Origin of the sequence: Nocardia sp. NPDC057440 (assembly GCF_042802915.1) — a bacterium.
In the GTDB taxonomy this organism is placed as follows: domain Bacteria; phylum Actinomycetota; class Actinomycetes; order Mycobacteriales; family Mycobacteriaceae; genus Nocardia.
The window spans coordinates 222,556-238,960 of sequence record NZ_JBHVDF010000008.1; the positions used below are offsets into that span (position 1 = coordinate 222,556).

Below are 16,405 nucleotides of genomic sequence, written 5' to 3' on the forward strand. Positions count from 1 at the left end.
TATAGTCTTTGTGCGGGGCCCCGGGGGGGGGGTGGGAGGGCACGACGTCCACTTCCCCGCGCCCCCGCCCCCCCCCCCCGCCCCGCCGGCCCCCCCCCCCCCCCCCCCCCCCCCCGACTCCCTGCCCAGGTCACTCCGGAGGTGCTGTTCCTCGCCGCGTCGGTGGCGCCGCACCTGCCGCGGCCGGGGCGTCTGTCGAGCCTGCCGGATGATCAATTCCTATCCGCAGTAGGGCATTACGGCGGCATCCCACCCGAGGTCCTGGATACCCCGGAAGTGATGGCATTGTTCCTGCCCGCATTGCGCAGCGACTTCGAGATCTTCGACGACTATCGGTTTATCCCGTACCCGCCGCCGACCTGCCCGGTCCACCTCTACGGCGGACGGGACGATCGCCAGGTGGCGGCCACGCAACTCGAGGCTTGGCGCGATGTGCTGCCGGGGGTTCGCTCCACCGAACTGTTGCCGGGCGGCCACTTCTTCCTGCTGGACCAGCGTGACGCGCTGGTCGACTCCATCGCCGACACGCTGCTCGCCGGCTATCCGAACGCGGTATCCGCCTGATGAAGGGATCACTCCATGAAGGTCGAAGTCCTCACTCCGTCCTGCAATCTCGACACGGTCCGCGACGGACGCGGCGGCATATTCACCTGGGTGCCGCCGGAACCTTTGCTGGAGTTCAATCTGATCTACATGCATCCGGGCAAGGTGCGCGGCCTGCACTATCACCCGCACTTCGTCGAGTATCTACTGTTCGTCGAGGGCAATGGCGTGCTGGTCACCAAGGACGACCACCAGGATCCGAACTGCCCGGAGGAATTCATCCACCTGTCCAAGGGGATCTGCACGCGCACGCCGATCGGGGTGATGCACACGGTGTACTCGATCACGCCGCTGACATTCATCGCGATGCTGACCAAGCCGTGGGACGAGTGCGATCCGCCGATCGTCCAGGTGGCGCCACTGCCACACACCCTGGAAGGCAACGGGTGATGTCCCGGCTGCGGGTGGCCGTCGTCGGCGCCGCGGGCTATGTGGGCGCGGCGCTGGTCGAGGCCTTCGGCAAGCACCCCGACTACGAGGTGGTGCCCGTGGTCCGCGCGAACCACGAGCGGCTGCGTACCGCGGGCGGCTACTCCGTGCTGATCAATGCGGCGTGCCCGTCGAAACGCTTTTGGGCCGAACACAACCCGGCCGCCGATCAGGACGAGACCGTGACCAGGACCGAGTGGCTGCGGGATGCGTGGAGATGGGACAGGTTCGTCCAGATCAGCAGCATCTCGGCTCGGACCCAACTCGACACCGTGTACGGCCGCAATCGCGCCGCGGCGGAGCAGTTGTGCACCGGCACCGAAACTTTCATCGTCCGGCTCGGACCGATGTATGGCGGTGACTACCGCAAAGGCGTGCTGGCGGACATGGCGGCCGACCGTCCGGTGTTCGCCAGCGGGCGATCCCGGCAAAGCTTCGCCTCCGTGGAGTGGTGCGCCGGATGGATCGCCCGCCACGCCGACGGCACCGGTCTGCGTGAGGTGGGCGCGCGCACCACGGTGACGCTGGCCGAGGTGCGGGATGCGGTGGGGTCGCGGTCGGAATTCGCCAAGGACTACGTCGACGACCAATTCCCGGCCACCGTCACCGAGTCCGATTGGCCGGACGCGGCGACGGTGATCGACTGGCTTTCGAGGAGGCGGATCAATGGCGGGCAGGCGAACTGATGCGGTGCCTGCTCGGCCGGAGGTACTTCTCCGCACACAGCACCAGCAGAAATCGAACACTTGTCGCCACGTCGCGGGTGCGCATCTTCGACGCGCCCGCCGTGCGATTGAGCACGTGAATCGGTATCTGCTGGATGCGGAAACCGTTGGCGTTCATGATGTAGAGGCTTTCGAAGAAGAACGAGTATCCGGTGGACCGCACCCGGTCGAAAGCGCCGACCGGAACGGCGCCGAGCCGGTAGAATCGGAAAGCGCCGGTGGCGTCGTAGGGCATCCGCAGCAGTGTCGTTGTGAGGAAATGCCCGACCCTGGTGAGGATCTTACGGAAGGGAGTCCAGTCGGCCAGGCTGTCCTCTTTGAGGTACCGCGATCCGACCACGATATCGAAACCGGCCGCGGCGGCTCGCAGAGCCGGCAGATACGCCGGCGGATGTGCGAAATCCGAATCCATCGTGATGATGTTGTCGTATCCCTCGGAATAGGCCCATCGGATACCGTCCTGGTGCGCGGAGCCGACGCCTTTGCGACCCGGCCTGTGCAGCACGTTAATCCGCGGAGCATGCTCCCTCGCCAGGTCGTCCAGCAGCTCGCCGGTGCCGTCCGGAGAGTTGTCGTCGACGAAGAGCACATCGAAATCGGTGCCCTGGTCGAGTATTTGATCGAGCAACGGCCCGACGTTGCGACGCTCGTTGTACGTCGGAATCATTATCAGAGTTCTTTCGGAGGCCGTGCTCATGCGATCCAATTTTAGTATGTCCGGCGACTGAAATATAGGTATTGCCCGTGATTTCTACAACCGTTAGTCTCTGGTTGGAGGTTTGATGAGGAAGGCTTTGATAACCGGCATAACCGGCCAGGACGGGTCATATCTGACCGAATTCCTGTTACAACAAGGATATGAGGTCCATGGAATAGTCAGGCGTGCGTCGAATTTCAATACCGATCGTATCGACCACCTTTATTCCGAACGGCACTCGCAACGCCGGTTGTTTCTCCATTACGGCGATCTCATGGACTCGAGCAGCCTCAACCGGATACTGGAAGTGGTGCGCCCGAGCGAGATCTACAACCTCGGCGCGCAGTCGCACGTGCACATCTCGTTCCAGATACCGGAATTCACCGCGGAGACCAATGCGATCGGCACTCTGCGCATCCTGGACGCGATCCGCAAGACCGGCATCGCGACCAGGTTTTACCAGGCGTCGTCATCGGAGTTGTACGGCGGCCTGCAGGATGTCGCGCTCAGCGAGGACACGCCGTTCCACCCACGCTCGCCGTACGCGGTGGCGAAGTTGTACGCGTACTGGATCACCGTGAACCATCGCGAGGCCTACGGGATGTACACGGTCAACGGGACCTTGTTCAATCACGAATCACCCAGGCGTGGAGAGGTTTTCGTTACCAGGAAGGTCACTCGCGGTGCGGTGCGGATCGCGCAGGGGAAACAGGATCGGCTCTTCATCGGCAACCTGGACGCGCGACGGGACTGGGGTTACGCCAAGGAGTACGTCGAGGCGATGTGGTTGATGCTTCAGCAGCCGGAGCCGGACGACTATGTCATCGCGACCGGGGAAACGCACAGCGTTCGGGAGCTGTGCGAGGTAGCGTTCTCGGCAACTGGTGTCGAATTGGTCTGGGAGTCAACAGGACTCGAGGAGATTGGCATCGACCGGCGCACCTCGAGGGTGCTCGTCGAGGTGGATCCCACCTACTTCCGGCCCGCCGAGGTACACCATTTGACCGGCGATCCGCGCAAGGCCAAGGAGAAGCTCGGGTGGGAGCCGAAGACGAGTTTCACGGAGTTGGTGCAGTTGATGGTTGCCCACGATATGGAGAACGCGTGACGGAAGCGTTGACGGTGCATCGCCGCATGAGAGGTCAGGCCCGGAGGAGGCAGCTTGCGTAACCACGTAGGGCCCCGATCACGCCAGATTGAACACTGCCGGGTATGCGAGAACACCCGGCTGGAAACGGTCGTCGATCTCGGCACGATGGCGTTGACCGGGGTGTTCCCTGCCACCGACCCGCTCGAGGTGCCGCGCTATCCGCTGGAGCTGGTGCGCTGCGTGCGCACCGGAGCCGAGGAGTGCGGGCTGGCGCAGTTGCGGCACACCGCGAACTTCGACGAAATGTATTCCGCCGGTTATGGATACCGATCGGGACTGAATCGCTCGATGATCGATCATCTCGGTCGCCGGGTGGCGCGGATCCGCGCGCGGGTCGACCTCGGACCCGACGATGTGGTGATCGACATCGGCAGCAATGACGCGACGTTGCTGAAGTGCTACCCGGCAGGCTCCGCCACCGTGGTGGGCATCGATCCGCTGGGGGAGAAGTTCCGGGAGTTCTACCCCTCGCATGCGCGGCTGGCGACCGGTTACTTCTCCCGCGAGCTGGTCGCCTCGCTGCTGAACGGCAGGCGAGCCAAGGTGATCACGTCGATCGCCATGTTCTACGACGTGCCGAGCCCACTCGAGTTCATGCGCGACGTACACGCCGGCCTGACCGACGACGGCATCTGGGTGCTGGAGCAGAGCTATCTGCCCGCCATGCTGGCCACCACGTCCTACGACACCATCTGTCACGAGCACCTCGAGTACTACACCCTCGACCAGATCGAGTGGATGGCGCGCCGGTGCGGCTTCGTGGTGCTGGAGGTGGAACGCAACACCATCAACGGTGGCAGTTTCGCGCTGACGCTCGGCAAGCAGGGCGCTCCGACCCCCGCTGACGCGGCCGAGTTGGCGCGGATGCGCGCCGAGGAAGCCGATCTCGGCCTGCATACACCGCAGATCTACGCCGACTTCGCGAAGCGCGTCGATCAGCATCGGGAGCAGGTCAGGGAGTTCTTCGACCGGTCCAAGCGGGCCGGCCTGCGCACGCTCGGCTACGGCGCATCCACCAAGGGCAATGTGCTGTTGCAACACTGCGGGATCGGGCCATCGGATCTGCCGTGCATCGCCGAGGTCAACGACGACAAGTTCGGCAAGTGCACTCCAGGCACCGGCATCCCGATCGTGTCCGAAGCGCAGGCGCGCGAGCGCGCGCCGGACCAGTACTTCGTGCTGCCCTGGCACTTCCGCTCGATGATGGTCGAGCGGGAACGCGAGTTCCGTTCCTCCGGTGGGCATCTCGTATTTCCGCTGCCCGAGCTGGAGGTGGTGTGAGATGGCCGTCGTCGTCACGGGCGCGTCGGGGCAGGACGGTACGCTGCTGACAAACCTGCTCGGCGCGCGTGGCCACCAGGTGTTCCCGCTCAGCCGCGCTGGGCCGGTAGACATCACCGACGCGGAATCGGTCGCGAGGCTGATCGCGGCCGAGCGACCGCGGCAGGTGTATCTGCTTGCGGCAGTCCAGCATTCCTCGGAGGATCCGCCGGTGGATCAGCGCGAGCTTGCCCGCGACTCGCACCGGGTGAACACGCTGTCGGTGCAGCACTTCGCGGAAGCGATCGACCGTTATCGGACCGGCACGCGGCTGTTCTACGCGGCCTCCTCACATGTGTTCGGTCCCGGCGACGGCGCTGTCCGGGGCGAGGACAGCGGGTTGCGGCCACACTCGATCTATGGGGTGAGCAAGGCCGCGGGTCTATTGGCCTGCCGGGCCTATCGGGCCCGCGGTGTGTTCGTGTCGACCGGGATCATGTTCAACCACGAATCACCCTTGCGGGCAGAGAAATTCGTCAGTCGCAAGATCGTGCGTGCGGTCGCCCGGATCCAGCGGGGCGCAGCGGACGAGCTGGTACTCGGTCGGCTCGACGCGGGCGCGGACTGGGGATACGCGCCGGACTACGTCGAGGCGATGATGAGGATCCTCGCGCTCGACGAACCGGACGACTTCGTAGTCGCGACCGGTGAACATCACACGGTCGCGGAATTCTGCGCGGTCGCGTTCGGCCAAGCCGGACTGGACTGGCGAGAACATGTTCGCGAACGCCCCTCCGTGCTGACCCGCCACCAGCAGCCACTGGTGGGCGACGCGCGCAGGTTGCGCGAGCGGACGGGATGGCGGCCCTCCGTGGATTTCCGGGGCATGGTGCGCGTCATGCTCGCGGCCGAAGGGGTGCGCCTGGCCGACGAAGCGAGGCCGGTGGTCACCGGCGGAACGGATGGATGATGTGAATCTGAACGACGAGAATCTCCTTGCCGCGCACCTGATCTCCATCGCGGACGGTGTTTACGAGGAGACAGCGGCACGACTCGGCGAGGTCGGCACCGAAACGGTGATCGATGCGGTGCTGAAGGAAATCGCGTGGCGGGCCCGCGACGGCGTGCCGCCCAGCCCGCCGGTGACGGCGGTGTTCGAGTTGGCCCACGAGGGTAAGCAACTGGATTACCTGGTCACCTTCGGCGCCGAGGACCCCGCCGTCGCCCCCGGCACCCTGGAGGATCCGTGGCTGGTGGTGCGGCAGGACCTGGTGGAGTTGCTGCGCGCGGTATACGGGCCGCCCGACGTCGAGATCGGCACCCGCTCGATCGCGCTGAAGGACGAGCCAGGGCCGGGCAGTTTCGCGCCGGAGGACCCGTGGCGGATGGCCCGCGATGCCGCGGCGCGCGCCGCTGACGGCATCGTGACCGCCTGCGCCGCGCATCATTACGAGCTCGGCGCGCTGTCGCTGCGGTTCGGCTCGGACAAGTGGGGTGGCCACTGGTACACCGAGCACTACCAGCGGCATTTCGCACCGCTGCGCAACAGTCGCGTGCGGGTGCTGGAACTCGGCATCGGCGGCTATCAGGCACCGAACGTCGGTGGCGCCTCGTTGCGGATGTGGAAGCAGTACTTCCGCCGCGGCATGGTGTACGGACTGGACTACTTCGACAAGTCCGGCATCGCCGAACCACGGTTGCAGCCGCTGCAGGGCGATCAGGGGGATCCGGCGTTCCTTGCCGAACTCGGTGGCTCGCTCGGTCCGTTCGACATCATCATCGATGACGGCAGCCATATCAGCGGCGATGTGATCGCCTCGTTCGAGGCACTGTTCGACCACGTACGCCCGGGTGGGTTGTACGTGGTGGAAGACACTCAGACCTCGTATTGGACCGGTTGGGGCGGCAGCAGCACCGAACTCGACAGTCCGGCGACCACGGTGGGCTATCTCAAGACACTTGTCGACGCGCTGCATCACCAGGAATTCGAGAAGGACGCGGGGCGGCAGACCCGCCCGCACGATGAGTGGATCGGCGCGGTGCACTTCTACCACAACATCGTTGTCATCGAAAAGCGCCGCAACCGTGAGCAATCCGCTCCATCATGGGTGCCGCGGCATACCAATCCGATGGAGTGGATGAAGCCGAAGGAGTGACGGTATGAGATTCCTCGTCGTCCCGGTGCCGTCGTCCGGGCACCTGCTGGCGATGGTGCCGTTCTGCTGGGCGTTGCGGCTGGCCGGTCACGATGTGCTGGTCGCCTCGCGCAGCGACGTCACGGCCACCGCGCGGCGTTCCGGGTTGAACGCCGTCGAGTTGCCGGCGCTGAATGTGCCGATGGACGAGCTGCGTAGCCAGGTGAACTCGAGCATGTTCCCGCTGCCGCTGTTCGCCGACCGGGATCAGGCCTCGGGTCAGGGTCTCTGGCATATCGCCGCGCAGAACTGGTACAACCACGCGGCGCGGTACGTCGACGTGTTCGCCGACGTGGCCAGGGACTGGGGCGCCGACGTCGTCCTCACCGACCCGCTGGCGACCGTCGGCCGGGCACTCGGAGCCGTCCTGGATCTGCCTGTGCTGGTGCACCGTTGGGGCATCGATCCGACCGGCGGGCCGTTCATGGAACGCACGGCGGCATTGGTCGCGGAGTCGGGTAATGCGCTGGCCGACCCCGTCGCCGTGCTCGACATCTGCCCGGCGAGTGTGCAGGCGCCCGACGCGGCGCCCGGCACGCCGATCCGATTCATCCCGTTCAACGGGACCGGCGTGCTACCCGACTGGCACCGAAACGAACAGGGGCGCAAGCGGATCGCGGTCTGCCTGGGCGGCAGCACACTGAGCCTGACCGGGCCACGTCCGCTGCGTGCGATCGTCGAGTCGCTGTCCGAGGTCGCGGACGTCGAGATCGTGGTCGCGCTCTCCGCCACCGATCGGGCGCTCGTCGGTGAGTTGCCCGATCGCCTCCGTGTCGTCGAAGAGGTGCCGTTGCAACTATTCCTGCCCGGATGCGATCTCCTGGTGCACCATGGCGGTTCGACGACCGGCCTCACGGCCGGTTGGTACGGCCTGCCGCAACTGGTGTTGCCGCAGATGTTCGACCAGTTCGACTATGCCCGCGGCATTGTGCGCGCGGGCGCGGGTCAGGCGGCCGAAGACCCGGCCGCGCAAGCCGATACGCACGGCCTGGCCGAGTCCATCGGGACGCTGCTGCGTGAACCAGGGTTCCGCGCCGCCGCCGAACGGGTCGGGGCCGATATCCGTGACGCGCCGACGCCCAACGAGGTAGTGGCGCAGATCGTCCCAGAGCTCGCCGATCGCATCGGCGCGCGGATCAGATAAGACCACCGCGACGTCCTCGGGCAGGACCACGCTGAAGTTGGAAAGCGCAGGTTATACATGATATCCAGGACCTGGACGAGGTTCCGTGGCGCACTCGACTACTACACTGCGATGTACGCGGTATTCGTCGTCGGCATTCTCGTCCCCATCGTGATGATCACGCTGTCGCTCACCGGACTACCGGGTGCGGCCACCGCGCTGCTCGGAATCCTCTGCGCGGCAGTGTTGTTCGTCCTGTTCGTACCGTCGGTGCCCGTCGAATGGCGGGACGTGGTGCGCAGCAAGCCGATCGTCGTGCGGGTGCTGTGGAGTGTGGTCATTCTCGCCGTGGTGTTGGTGCTCGCCCGGCTGACGCAGTTCATTCTCGACGCGAACAACGTGGACAGTTCACTGTCGGCCGAGGACGACTTCCTGGTGAAGAAGTCCCATCTGACCGGCTATGTCAGCGGCGCGCTTGTCGCCGAGGACGACCCGGCCAACCTGTACAACCGGCATCGGTACGAGTCCCCGCAGGCGGATTCGGTGCTGCCGAGCGTGCTGCCGCAGGACCGGGACGCTTATCTGTACCCGCCGCCGTTCTTGCTGCTGCCGCGGCTGCTGTTGGTGTTCAGCCACGATTTCGGCACGCTGCGGGCGCTGTATTACTCGTTGTACGTCGCCATCGTACTGATCGGCATGCTGGGGATCGCCCGCTGGGTGGGCGGTAAGCAGGGTGGCGTGCTCGCCGCGTTGACGCCGGTCGTGTGGCTGAGCCTGCCGACCCTGGCGACCTTGCAGATCGGCAATATCCATGTGCTGATCCTGTATGTCGGCGGCGCGGGCGCCATGGTGCTGTTCCATCTGCGTCGCAACATATTCGGCGGCGCGGCGCTGGCGTTCGCGATCATCGCCAAGGTGTCGCCTGCGATCCTGCTGGTGTATCTGCTCGTACAACGACGCTGGCGACCCGCGGCGTGGACCGCGGCGTTCTGCGGAATCTATTCGCTCGCAACGCTGCTCATCTTCGGACGTGAGCCGTGGCGGCTGTTCTTGTCCGACGGCACCTGGCAGAAGCTGGCCAGCGGCGAGTTCCATCAGTTCGTCCTCGTCGAACGGGCCAATCAGCTGGTGAACTATTCGCCCTACGGGCTGCCGTACAAGGCGAACATCATGGGCTGGGATATCGGCGATCCCACCGGCCCGGCCCGGCTCATCACCAATATCTACACGCTGCTGCTGGTAATCCTGGTCGCCGTCACCGCGGTGCGAATCCACCGGCGGCTGCGCGCCGGAGCGGAAGGTGCGCGGTTCCGGGCGGAGAATCTCGCCATCTGGCTTGCGGTGCTCACGCTGGCCTCGTTCCGGGCGCCGTTCGGGCCGTGGGTGTACATCGCGGTCGGCGCGGTGTGGATGTTCGCGGTATACGCGGGCCTGATGCAGGGGAGCAAGCGCAACATCGCGCTGCTGACCGTGGCCTGGCTCCTGGTCGCGGTTTACAACGAGAACGTGTACTTCACCCTGGTCGGGCAGACGATCATCTACCTCACCTGCTTCGCGGTGGCCTGGCGGGCGAGCGGTGGTACGGAGGCAGGGCAAGCCCGCGGCGTCGCGGCATCGGAACCCGAACCGGTCGGTGCGGCATGAATACCTACTGTGTGATCGGCGCCGGTGCGGCCGGATTGGTGACCGCTCGGGCGTTCGCCGCGCGCGGGATCGCGTTCGAGGTGCTGGAGGCGACCGACGGGATCGGTGGGATCTGGGACGCGCGCAGATCGGATTCGCCGGTCAGCCGCAATACTCATGTGATCGCTTCGAAAGGGGTGCAGGCGTTTCCGGGCTTCCCGATGCCGGAAGACTATCCGGACTACCCCGGTCACGAGTTGATCCTGCGCTACCTGCAGAACTACGTCGACGCCAACGAACTCGCGCCACATATCCGGCTGAACACCGAGGTGCTGCGGATCGAGCCCGCCGCGGAAGGACCGGCGGCCGGATGGGAGGTGATCCTCGGTGACGGCACCCGGAAGTCGTACGCGGGCGTGGTCATCGCCACCGGACACGACCGGACCCCGCGTCGCATCGACATCCCGGGCAATAGCACGGTGCCGGTGTTGCATTCGAGCGAGTATCGGCATCCCGAGCAGATCATCGGCAAGCGCGTCCTGGTGGTGGGCGCCGGGCAGTCGGCGGCCGACATCCTGTCCGACTGCGCGGTGAACGCGGCACTGACTCTGCACAGCAGTCGGCGTGGGTTCTACTGCATGCCGAAGTATCTGTTCGGGCAGCCCACCGACAGCATGCTGCAGGGACGCATGTGGCGGCCCATGCGCAAGCGAGCGTTCCACACGTTGTTCTCCTACCTGCGCCGCCGATCCCGATCTTTCGGGCTGCCAGTGCCCGACTTCGACAACGGCATCGTCATTCCGATGCTCGGCGATCAACTGCACCACTACTACACCCACGGTGACATCACGCCGAAACCCGATGTCGCCGCGATCGAGGACGACCGAGCAACCTTCGCCGACGGCAGCGAGGAGAAGGTCGACATGGTCATCCTGGCAACGGGTTTCGTGCCGAACTATCCGGTGGTCGACCGCGTGCACCTCAACTGGGCCGAGGAGTCGCTGCGGCCGGGGCTGTACCTCAACATCTTTCCGCCCGGCGCACTCGGCTTGTTCGTCGTCGGGATGGTGCGGCCGATCGGCTCCCACTGGGATGTCTACGCGCACCAGGCCGAACTCGTCGCCGACTATGTGCAGGCGAAGGCGGCCGGGTCGCAAGGGATCGAGCGCTTCGTCCGCGCGACCCACGGTGCACAGCCCGATCTGTATGCCGGGCTGCGTCTCTACCACGCTGAGCAGTACCCGCTCGTGGTGGAGAAACAGGATTACGTGAACCAGCTGCGCAAGCACGCGAAGCTGTTGAAGTGAAAGGTCCCACCATGAAAGCCCCCGGTCCAGGACTGGTCGAAACCGGCCGTATGCTGCCGAAACTGGCGAAGAATCCATTAGCCACTGTCGGCAGTCTGCTCGACGGCTACGGCGACGTGGTCCGGGTGAAGGCCGGGCCGATGCTGGTCTACCTGGTCGCGGACCCGGTGATGACCGAATACGTGCTCAAGGACAACTACACCAACTATCGCAAGAGCCCGATCTACGACGAGTTCAGTATCCTGCTCGGCGATGGCCAGCTGACCACCAACAACATGGACTACTGGCGCAAGCAGCGCAAGCTGATCAGCCCGGCGTTCTCCCACACGCACGTCAAGGGATTCGCCGACGACATCACCGGCAGCACGGCGGCCATGCTGGATCGCTGGGATGCCGCGGCGGGCGAGTATCGCGACATCTACGACGACTACGTCGAGCTGCTGCTCGCGGTGACAGGACAGATTCTGTTCAGCATCGACTTGTCCACGGACACAACACAAGTCACCGATGCGATGCGCGCCGCCTTCGCGTTCATCATGAAACGGGTCAACGCCCCGGTGAAGTTGCCGCAGTCGTTCCCGACGCCGGCGGCGCGCCGGGTCGCCCACAAGGTGGGCGAACTCGACGACGTCGTACGGCAGCTCATCGAGGAACGCAGGGGCGGCGGCGACACCTCGGACGTACTCACCGCGCTGGTCCGCGCCCGCGACGAGGGCGGGCTGGGCATGCGCGAGGAAGACCTGCTCAACGAGATCAAGACGCTGCTCGTGGCGGGTCACGAATCACCGGCCAACGCGCTGTCGTGGGCGTGCTATCTGCTGGCCACCCACCCGAAGATCCAGGAACGCCTGGCGGGCGAGGTCCGCGACGCGCTCGGCGACCGGACCCCGGCTTTCGCCGACCTCGGACAGCTCGGCTACTGCCGGATGGTCATCGAGGAGACGATGCGGCTGTACCCGCCCGCGTGGATCGTCGAGCGCACGCCGATCGCCGACGACGAGATCGGCGGGTACCACGTCCCGGCGGGCGCCCGGGTCACGTTGTGCATGTATTACATTCACCGCGACAAGCGGCTGTGGGACGACCCTGCGGAGTTCCGGCCCGAGCGCTTCGCCGACAAGGAAGTGGCCGAACGGCACAAGTTCGCGTTCTTTCCGTTCTCCGGCGGCCCGCGCATCTGCCTCGGCAAGGATATGTCGATGACAGAGATGGTGCTGATCCTGGCGATGACCGTGCAGCGCTTCCGGCTCGAGCTGGACAGCGCGCACCCGGTAGTGCCACTGGCGTCGGTGAACCTGCGCCCGGAGTTCGGCATTCGGATCCGACCCGTGCGCAGGGCCACCCAGCCGGCACTGACCTGACGGCGGTGGCGATCAGCCGAGCAGTTCGCGGCCCAGCGCCAGTAGTTCGGGTATGGAGAGAACCTCCTCGTCCGCCGCTGTTCGCGGCGGCCGGGCGAGGAGCGCGGGCTCCAGGCTGTCCGGGAGCTCACGCGCGCCGGTTGCCGGTGGCGCCGCCGGGTGATCCGTCGCTTCGAGGCGGCTGGACAGTTCGGCGGTGAGGAGTTCGACGGTGGGATGGCCCCAGATGAGCGCCGCAGGGACGGTCATGCCGAGGCGGGCGGCGAGACGGGAGCTGAGTTCGACAGCGTGCACCGAACCGACACCGAGCTGATCGAAGTTCCGGGTGCGGCCGATGCGGTCGGGCGTGACACCGACGACCTCGGCCAGTTCCTTCGCCACCGTGTCGCTCAGCGCGGCGAGCCCGCGGCGGTGGCTTCGCGCGGGATACGTCGAATTACCCGCTACCACGGTGTTTTCGGATCGATCGTCGCGCATCGGTTCGGTCTGCGCGGGGATGGCCCAATGGCGTTGTCGCTGAAATGGATACGTGGGCAACGACACCACACGGCCCGGTGGGGCGACGGCGGACCAATCCGGGTCGACACCACGTTCGAACAGCGCGCCGACCGCCCGCAGCAGCCTGTGGCGCGGCACTGTACCCGGTCGCAGGGCTGCGGCAACCACCAGAGCCGAGGCTTGGGATGCGCCGGCCGTCTCGGTCGACCCGATCGGTGCGGTGTCGCCGAGCTTCTCGTTCAGAAAGCTGTTCACCTCTGCCGTGGTGGTCGCCACCAGTGAAAGGCGCTGCGCGAAAGGCCTTCTCGTGCGGCACAGCGTGTGCGCGAGATCGTCGAGCGTGATGCCGGGGTGGCTCGACAGGTGGTCGCGGAGCCGGCGAACCTGCTCGCGCAGTGCGGGTTCGGTGCGTGCGGACAACACGATCAAACGCTCTGGGTAGCGTAGCTCCGCATCGCTCGAAGTCCCGCGCACACTCGTCCGCGGCGCATCCGCGATCGCTGCCGGGACTTCCTCTACGATCACGTGCGCGTTGGAGCCGCCGAAGCCGAACGCACTCACCCCGGCGCGGACCGGTCCCTCCCGTTCGGGCCACGGCAGCAGGGTGTCCGCGACCCGGACGCCTGCCGCCGCGAGATCGAGATCCGCTGCGGCATGGTCGAAATGCAGGCTGCGCGGGATCTGGCGGTGCCGCAGCGCCAGCGCGACCTTGAGCAGTCCGGCCATTCCGGCGGCTGCCTCGGTGTGCCCGATGTTCGTCTTGACCGAACCGACGGTCAGTGCGGTGCCGCCTCGCCTGGCCGCACCGTAGACGGCACTCAGAGCGGTCAGCTCGGCGCGGTCGCCGACAGCGGTGCCGGTGCCGTGGGCTTCGACATAGTCGACGGTCGACGGGTCCACGCCCGCGCGGGCACAGGCGCGGCGCAGCAGGTGTTCCTGCCCGGCAGCGCTGCTGGCCGGCATGCTGTGTCCACCCACCCCGGCGGATGCCGTCCCTCGATGGTGGTGGCCGTTGTTGTTGGTGGCGCTGCCGAGCACGGTGCAGTAGATGCGGTCGCCGTCGCGCAATGCCGCCGACAGCGGTTTGAGCACGACCACCGCGCCGCCTTCGCCGCGCACATAACCGTCGGCGGTGGCGTCGAAGGCGCGGGAGCGGCCGCCCGGGGAGAGCACACCGAGCTTCGACAGGCCGATCGCGGTGTCCGGAATGAGATTCAGCTGGACACCGCCTGCCACCGCGACCGCGCTTTCCCCAGCGCGCAGCGCCTGACAGGCCAGGTGAACCGCGATCAGCGAACCCGCACAGGAGGCGTTGACCGTCATGCTCGGCCCGTCGAAATCGAGGAAATACGACACCCGGTTCGCGATGATGCCCTCCACATCGCCGGTGCTGGTGAAGGGTGTTGTCGCGGCGGGGCCGCGCCGCAACTTCACCGCCCGGTAGTCGTTGAACTTGTTGGCGAAGTACACGCCGGTGTCGGGGACGGCGTCGGGACGAATTCCCGCGTCCTCGAACGCTTCCCAGGACAATTCCAAGGCAAGCCGCTGCTGCGGGTCCATATCGGCGGCCTCGCGCGGGGTGATCCCGAAGAACTCGGCATCGAACAACTCGACATCGGGCAGGTAGGCGCCGGCGATCGAGACGGTTGTGCCGGGGGCGTCGCGCTCGGTGTCGTGGTAGTTCCCCGCCGGCCACCGGCCTGCCGGCGGCGCGTCCGCGACCGCGTCGACCTCGCCGATCAGCAAGCGCCACAGGGCTTCCGGTGAATCCGCGCCGCCGGCGAATCGGCAGCTCATGCCGACCACGGCGATCGGCTGTGCGCTCGGTGTGGCCGTCGCCTTGTCGAGGTCGGTGCGCCGCTGCGGCTTCTTCCGTTTCACGTTGCCTACCCACTGCCGGGATTCCGTCCGACCAGACGTCCGGCGGACATGCGCCTGTCGACAAATCCGCCGATCTTATTGTGAGATAAAGAGATACGGACGAGACTCTACCTGTGCTGTTTTCCGATCGCCCCGTTTTCGCCCGGGTGACCTCTGCGCTCGGGGGCGAGGCACGACGTCGTGAACTGATTCGCTTCGCCTCCGTGGGGGTGGCCGCGTTCACGCTGGACACCGCCGTTTTTCTGACGCTCAAGAGCACTGTGCTCGAGACACAGCCGATCATCGCGAAGGTGCTGGCGGTGCTCGCGGCGGTCACGCTGTCCTACATCCTGAACAAGCAGTGGTCGTTCGCCGCACGAGGCGGCCGGCGCGGGCACCACGAGGCAGCGCTGTTCTATTCGGTCAGCTTTCTGGCCATCGCGATCAACACCGCACCGCTGTGGGTGTCACGCTATGTACTCCACCTCGAGGCGCCCGAGGTCTCCCGGTTCACCCAGAACGTCGCCGATTTCGTGGCCGCGCAGCTAGTCGGTACCGCGCTCGGGATGGTGTTCCGGTTCTGGGCCTTCGTGCGGGTGGTGTTCCCGAATCAGGTGGAACGCGCACCCGAATAGTCAGGCGTCCACGAAGATATCGAGTTCGAGCGGGCCGCCGCCTGGGACGACGCGGTACCGGTCCAAGTCGGTGACGCCGTGCGCGGTGAGCACTTCGTCGTCGAGGAACAGGTTGCCGGTCATGTCGGCAGCTGGGGAGCACAGCACGAGATGTGCCGCATCGGCACAGATTTCGGGCGTGCGTGACTTCGCGATCGCCGCCTCGCCGCCGAGGAGATTACGCACGGCCGCGGTGGCGACGGTGGTCCGCGGCCACAGCGAGTTGGCGGCGATGCCGTCCTCACGCAATTCCTCGGCGAGCCCGAGTGTCGTCAGGCTCATCCCGTACTTGGAGACCAGGTAGGCCAACGACGAGCCCGTCCATGCCGGGTTGAGATTGAGCGGTGGCGAGAGGGTGAGGATGTGCGGGTCGCGCCCTGCGGCCGCCGACGCCCGCAGGTGCGGTATGGCGAGTTTGGACAGCAGATACGCGGCACGAGTGTTCACGCTTTGCATCTGGTCGTACTTCTTCATCGTCATGGAGTCGGTGGGGGTCAGGTCGATCGCCGAGGCGTTGTTCACCACGATGTCGACGCCACCGAACCGGTCGACGGTCTCCTGCACCACCTCCGCCACTGTGTCGTCGTCGCGGACATCTCCGACGAACGGGAGGACCCGGCCGCCTGCGGCTTCGATTTCGGCGGCCGCGGTGTGGATGGTGCCGGGCAGCTTCGGGTGCGGCTGATCGGTTCTGGCGAGCAGCGTGATGTTCGCGCCGTCGGCGGCGGCGCGCAGTGCGATGGCCCGGCCGATGCCGCGGCTGCCGCCCGTCACGATCATGGTCTTGCCCGCCAGCGATTTCGATCCCGGTTTCGTCATGGTCGTCGTGCTCCCGTTCCTGTGCCCGTCCCCGCCTGCCGAAGGTGACCTTCATCCGCACGGGAGGTCGCCCTCGGCACG

Annotated in this window: 15 protein-coding genes; 12 read left to right on the forward strand and 3 right to left on the reverse strand. The window is 66.1% G+C overall.

Going from position 1 to position 16,405, the window contains the following annotated elements:
- The first annotated feature begins 141 nt into the window (after window positions 1-141).
- From ACFU4Z_RS18980 to ACFU4Z_RS18990, 3 genes are read left to right on the forward strand one after another with little or no spacing between them, the layout of a single operon-like run.
- Complete coding sequence (locus ACFU4Z_RS18980; RefSeq protein WP_379064629.1) at window positions 142-564, forward strand: thioesterase II family protein; 423 nt, start codon at window positions 142-144, stop codon at window positions 562-564.
- Between the two features lie 15 nt (window positions 565-579).
- Window positions 580-993 carry a cupin domain-containing protein gene (locus tag ACFU4Z_RS18985; protein WP_379064631.1) on the forward strand — a complete coding sequence of 138 codons (414 nt, stop codon included), beginning with the start codon at window positions 580-582 and terminating at the stop codon, window positions 991-993.
- A complete protein-coding gene (locus ACFU4Z_RS18990; RefSeq protein WP_379064633.1) occupies window positions 993-1,718 on the forward strand; it encodes a hypothetical protein in 726 nt (241 codons plus the stop codon). Before ACFU4Z_RS18985 ends, ACFU4Z_RS18990 begins: the two co-directional genes overlap by 1 nt.
- On the opposite strand, the gene ACFU4Z_RS18995 is transcribed toward ACFU4Z_RS18990, so the two are convergent.
- Window positions 1,696-2,454: a polyprenol monophosphomannose synthase gene (locus tag ACFU4Z_RS18995; RefSeq protein ID WP_379064635.1), complete on the reverse strand. Its 759-nt coding sequence runs from the start codon at window positions 2,452-2,454 to the stop codon at window positions 1,696-1,698. The genes ACFU4Z_RS18990 and ACFU4Z_RS18995 overlap by 23 nt on opposite strands.
- Before the next feature lie 85 nt (window positions 2,455-2,539).
- On the opposite strand from ACFU4Z_RS18995, the gene gmd reads away from it, so the two are divergent.
- From gmd to ACFU4Z_RS19035, 8 genes are read left to right on the forward strand one after another with little or no spacing between them, the layout of a single operon-like run.
- Window positions 2,540-3,562 (forward strand): GDP-mannose 4,6-dehydratase, encoded by a 1,023-nt coding sequence (gmd, locus tag ACFU4Z_RS19000; protein WP_379064637.1) that lies wholly within the window; start codon window positions 2,540-2,542, stop codon window positions 3,560-3,562.
- 54 nt (window positions 3,563-3,616) lie between these two features.
- On the forward strand, window positions 3,617-4,885 hold the full coding sequence (locus tag ACFU4Z_RS19005) for a class I SAM-dependent methyltransferase (RefSeq protein WP_379064639.1): 1,269 nt from the start codon (window positions 3,617-3,619) through the stop codon (window positions 4,883-4,885).
- Between the two features lies 1 nt (window position 4,886).
- Window positions 4,887-5,834, forward strand: coding sequence for a GDP-mannose 4,6-dehydratase (locus tag ACFU4Z_RS19010; RefSeq protein WP_379064641.1), 948 nt, complete (start codon window positions 4,887-4,889; stop codon window positions 5,832-5,834).
- A gap of 1 nt (window position 5,835) precedes the next feature.
- Window positions 5,836-7,020 (forward strand): class I SAM-dependent methyltransferase, encoded by a 1,185-nt coding sequence (locus tag ACFU4Z_RS19015; RefSeq protein WP_379064643.1) that lies wholly within the window; start codon window positions 5,836-5,838, stop codon window positions 7,018-7,020.
- A 4-nt stretch (window positions 7,021-7,024) separates the two neighbouring features.
- On the forward strand, window positions 7,025-8,203 hold the full coding sequence (locus ACFU4Z_RS19020; RefSeq protein ID WP_379064645.1) for a nucleotide disphospho-sugar-binding domain-containing protein: 1,179 nt from the start codon (window positions 7,025-7,027) through the stop codon (window positions 8,201-8,203).
- Window positions 8,204-8,260: 57 nt separating this feature from the next.
- Window positions 8,261-9,826, forward strand: coding sequence for a glycosyltransferase family 87 protein (locus tag ACFU4Z_RS19025; RefSeq protein ID WP_379064647.1), 1,566 nt, complete (start codon window positions 8,261-8,263; stop codon window positions 9,824-9,826).
- Complete coding sequence (locus tag ACFU4Z_RS19030) at window positions 9,823-11,112, forward strand: flavin-containing monooxygenase (protein WP_379064649.1); 1,290 nt, start codon at window positions 9,823-9,825, stop codon at window positions 11,110-11,112. The genes ACFU4Z_RS19025 and ACFU4Z_RS19030 overlap by 4 nt, the downstream gene beginning before the upstream one ends.
- Before the next feature lie 11 nt (window positions 11,113-11,123).
- Window positions 11,124-12,473, forward strand: a complete 1,350-nt coding sequence (locus ACFU4Z_RS19035; RefSeq protein WP_379064651.1) for a cytochrome P450 — start codon at window positions 11,124-11,126, stop codon at window positions 12,471-12,473.
- Between the two features lie 12 nt (window positions 12,474-12,485).
- Here the strand turns inward: ACFU4Z_RS19035 and ACFU4Z_RS19040 are convergent, their stop codons facing one another.
- Complete coding sequence (locus tag ACFU4Z_RS19040) at window positions 12,486-14,852, reverse strand: beta-ketoacyl synthase N-terminal-like domain-containing protein (RefSeq protein ID WP_379064653.1); 2,367 nt, start codon at window positions 14,850-14,852, stop codon at window positions 12,486-12,488.
- A gap of 113 nt (window positions 14,853-14,965) precedes the next feature.
- Between ACFU4Z_RS19040 and ACFU4Z_RS19045 the strand changes: the two genes are divergently transcribed.
- The gene (locus ACFU4Z_RS19045; RefSeq protein ID WP_379064655.1) at window positions 14,966-15,466 is read left to right on the forward strand and encodes a GtrA family protein; all 501 of its coding nucleotides are present in this window, start codon (window positions 14,966-14,968) and stop codon (window positions 15,464-15,466) included.
- On the opposite strand, the gene ACFU4Z_RS19050 is transcribed toward ACFU4Z_RS19045, so the two are convergent.
- A complete protein-coding gene (locus tag ACFU4Z_RS19050; protein WP_379064657.1) occupies window positions 15,467-16,324 on the reverse strand; it encodes an SDR family oxidoreductase in 858 nt (285 codons plus the stop codon).
- Window positions 16,325-16,405: the final 81 nt, after the last annotated feature.

Bases quoted from the DNA above. Each gene is read 5' to 3' on its own strand.
- ACFU4Z_RS18985 (WP_379064631.1), top strand. From the start codon at position 580: ATGAAGGTCGAAGTCCTCACTCCGTCCTGCAATCTCGACACGGTCCGC.
- ACFU4Z_RS18990 (WP_379064633.1), top strand. From the start codon at position 993: ATGTCCCGGCTGCGGGTGGCCGTCGTCGGCGCCGCGGGCTATGTGGGC.
- ACFU4Z_RS18995 (WP_379064635.1), bottom strand. From the start codon at position 2,454: ATGAGCACGGCCTCCGAAAGAACTCTGATAATGATTCCGACGTACAAC.
- gmd (WP_379064637.1), top strand. From the start codon at position 2,540: ATGAGGAAGGCTTTGATAACCGGCATAACCGGCCAGGACGGGTCATAT.
- ACFU4Z_RS19010 (WP_379064641.1), top strand. From the start codon at position 4,887: ATGGCCGTCGTCGTCACGGGCGCGTCGGGGCAGGACGGTACGCTGCTG.
- ACFU4Z_RS19020 (WP_379064645.1), top strand. From the start codon at position 7,025: ATGAGATTCCTCGTCGTCCCGGTGCCGTCGTCCGGGCACCTGCTGGCG.
- ACFU4Z_RS19025 (WP_379064647.1), top strand. From the start codon at position 8,261: ATGATATCCAGGACCTGGACGAGGTTCCGTGGCGCACTCGACTACTAC.
- ACFU4Z_RS19030 (WP_379064649.1), top strand. From the start codon at position 9,823: ATGAATACCTACTGTGTGATCGGCGCCGGTGCGGCCGGATTGGTGACC.
- ACFU4Z_RS19035 (WP_379064651.1), top strand. From the start codon at position 11,124: ATGAAAGCCCCCGGTCCAGGACTGGTCGAAACCGGCCGTATGCTGCCG.
- ACFU4Z_RS19050 (WP_379064657.1), bottom strand. From the start codon at position 16,324: ATGACGAAACCGGGATCGAAATCGCTGGCGGGCAAGACCATGATCGTG.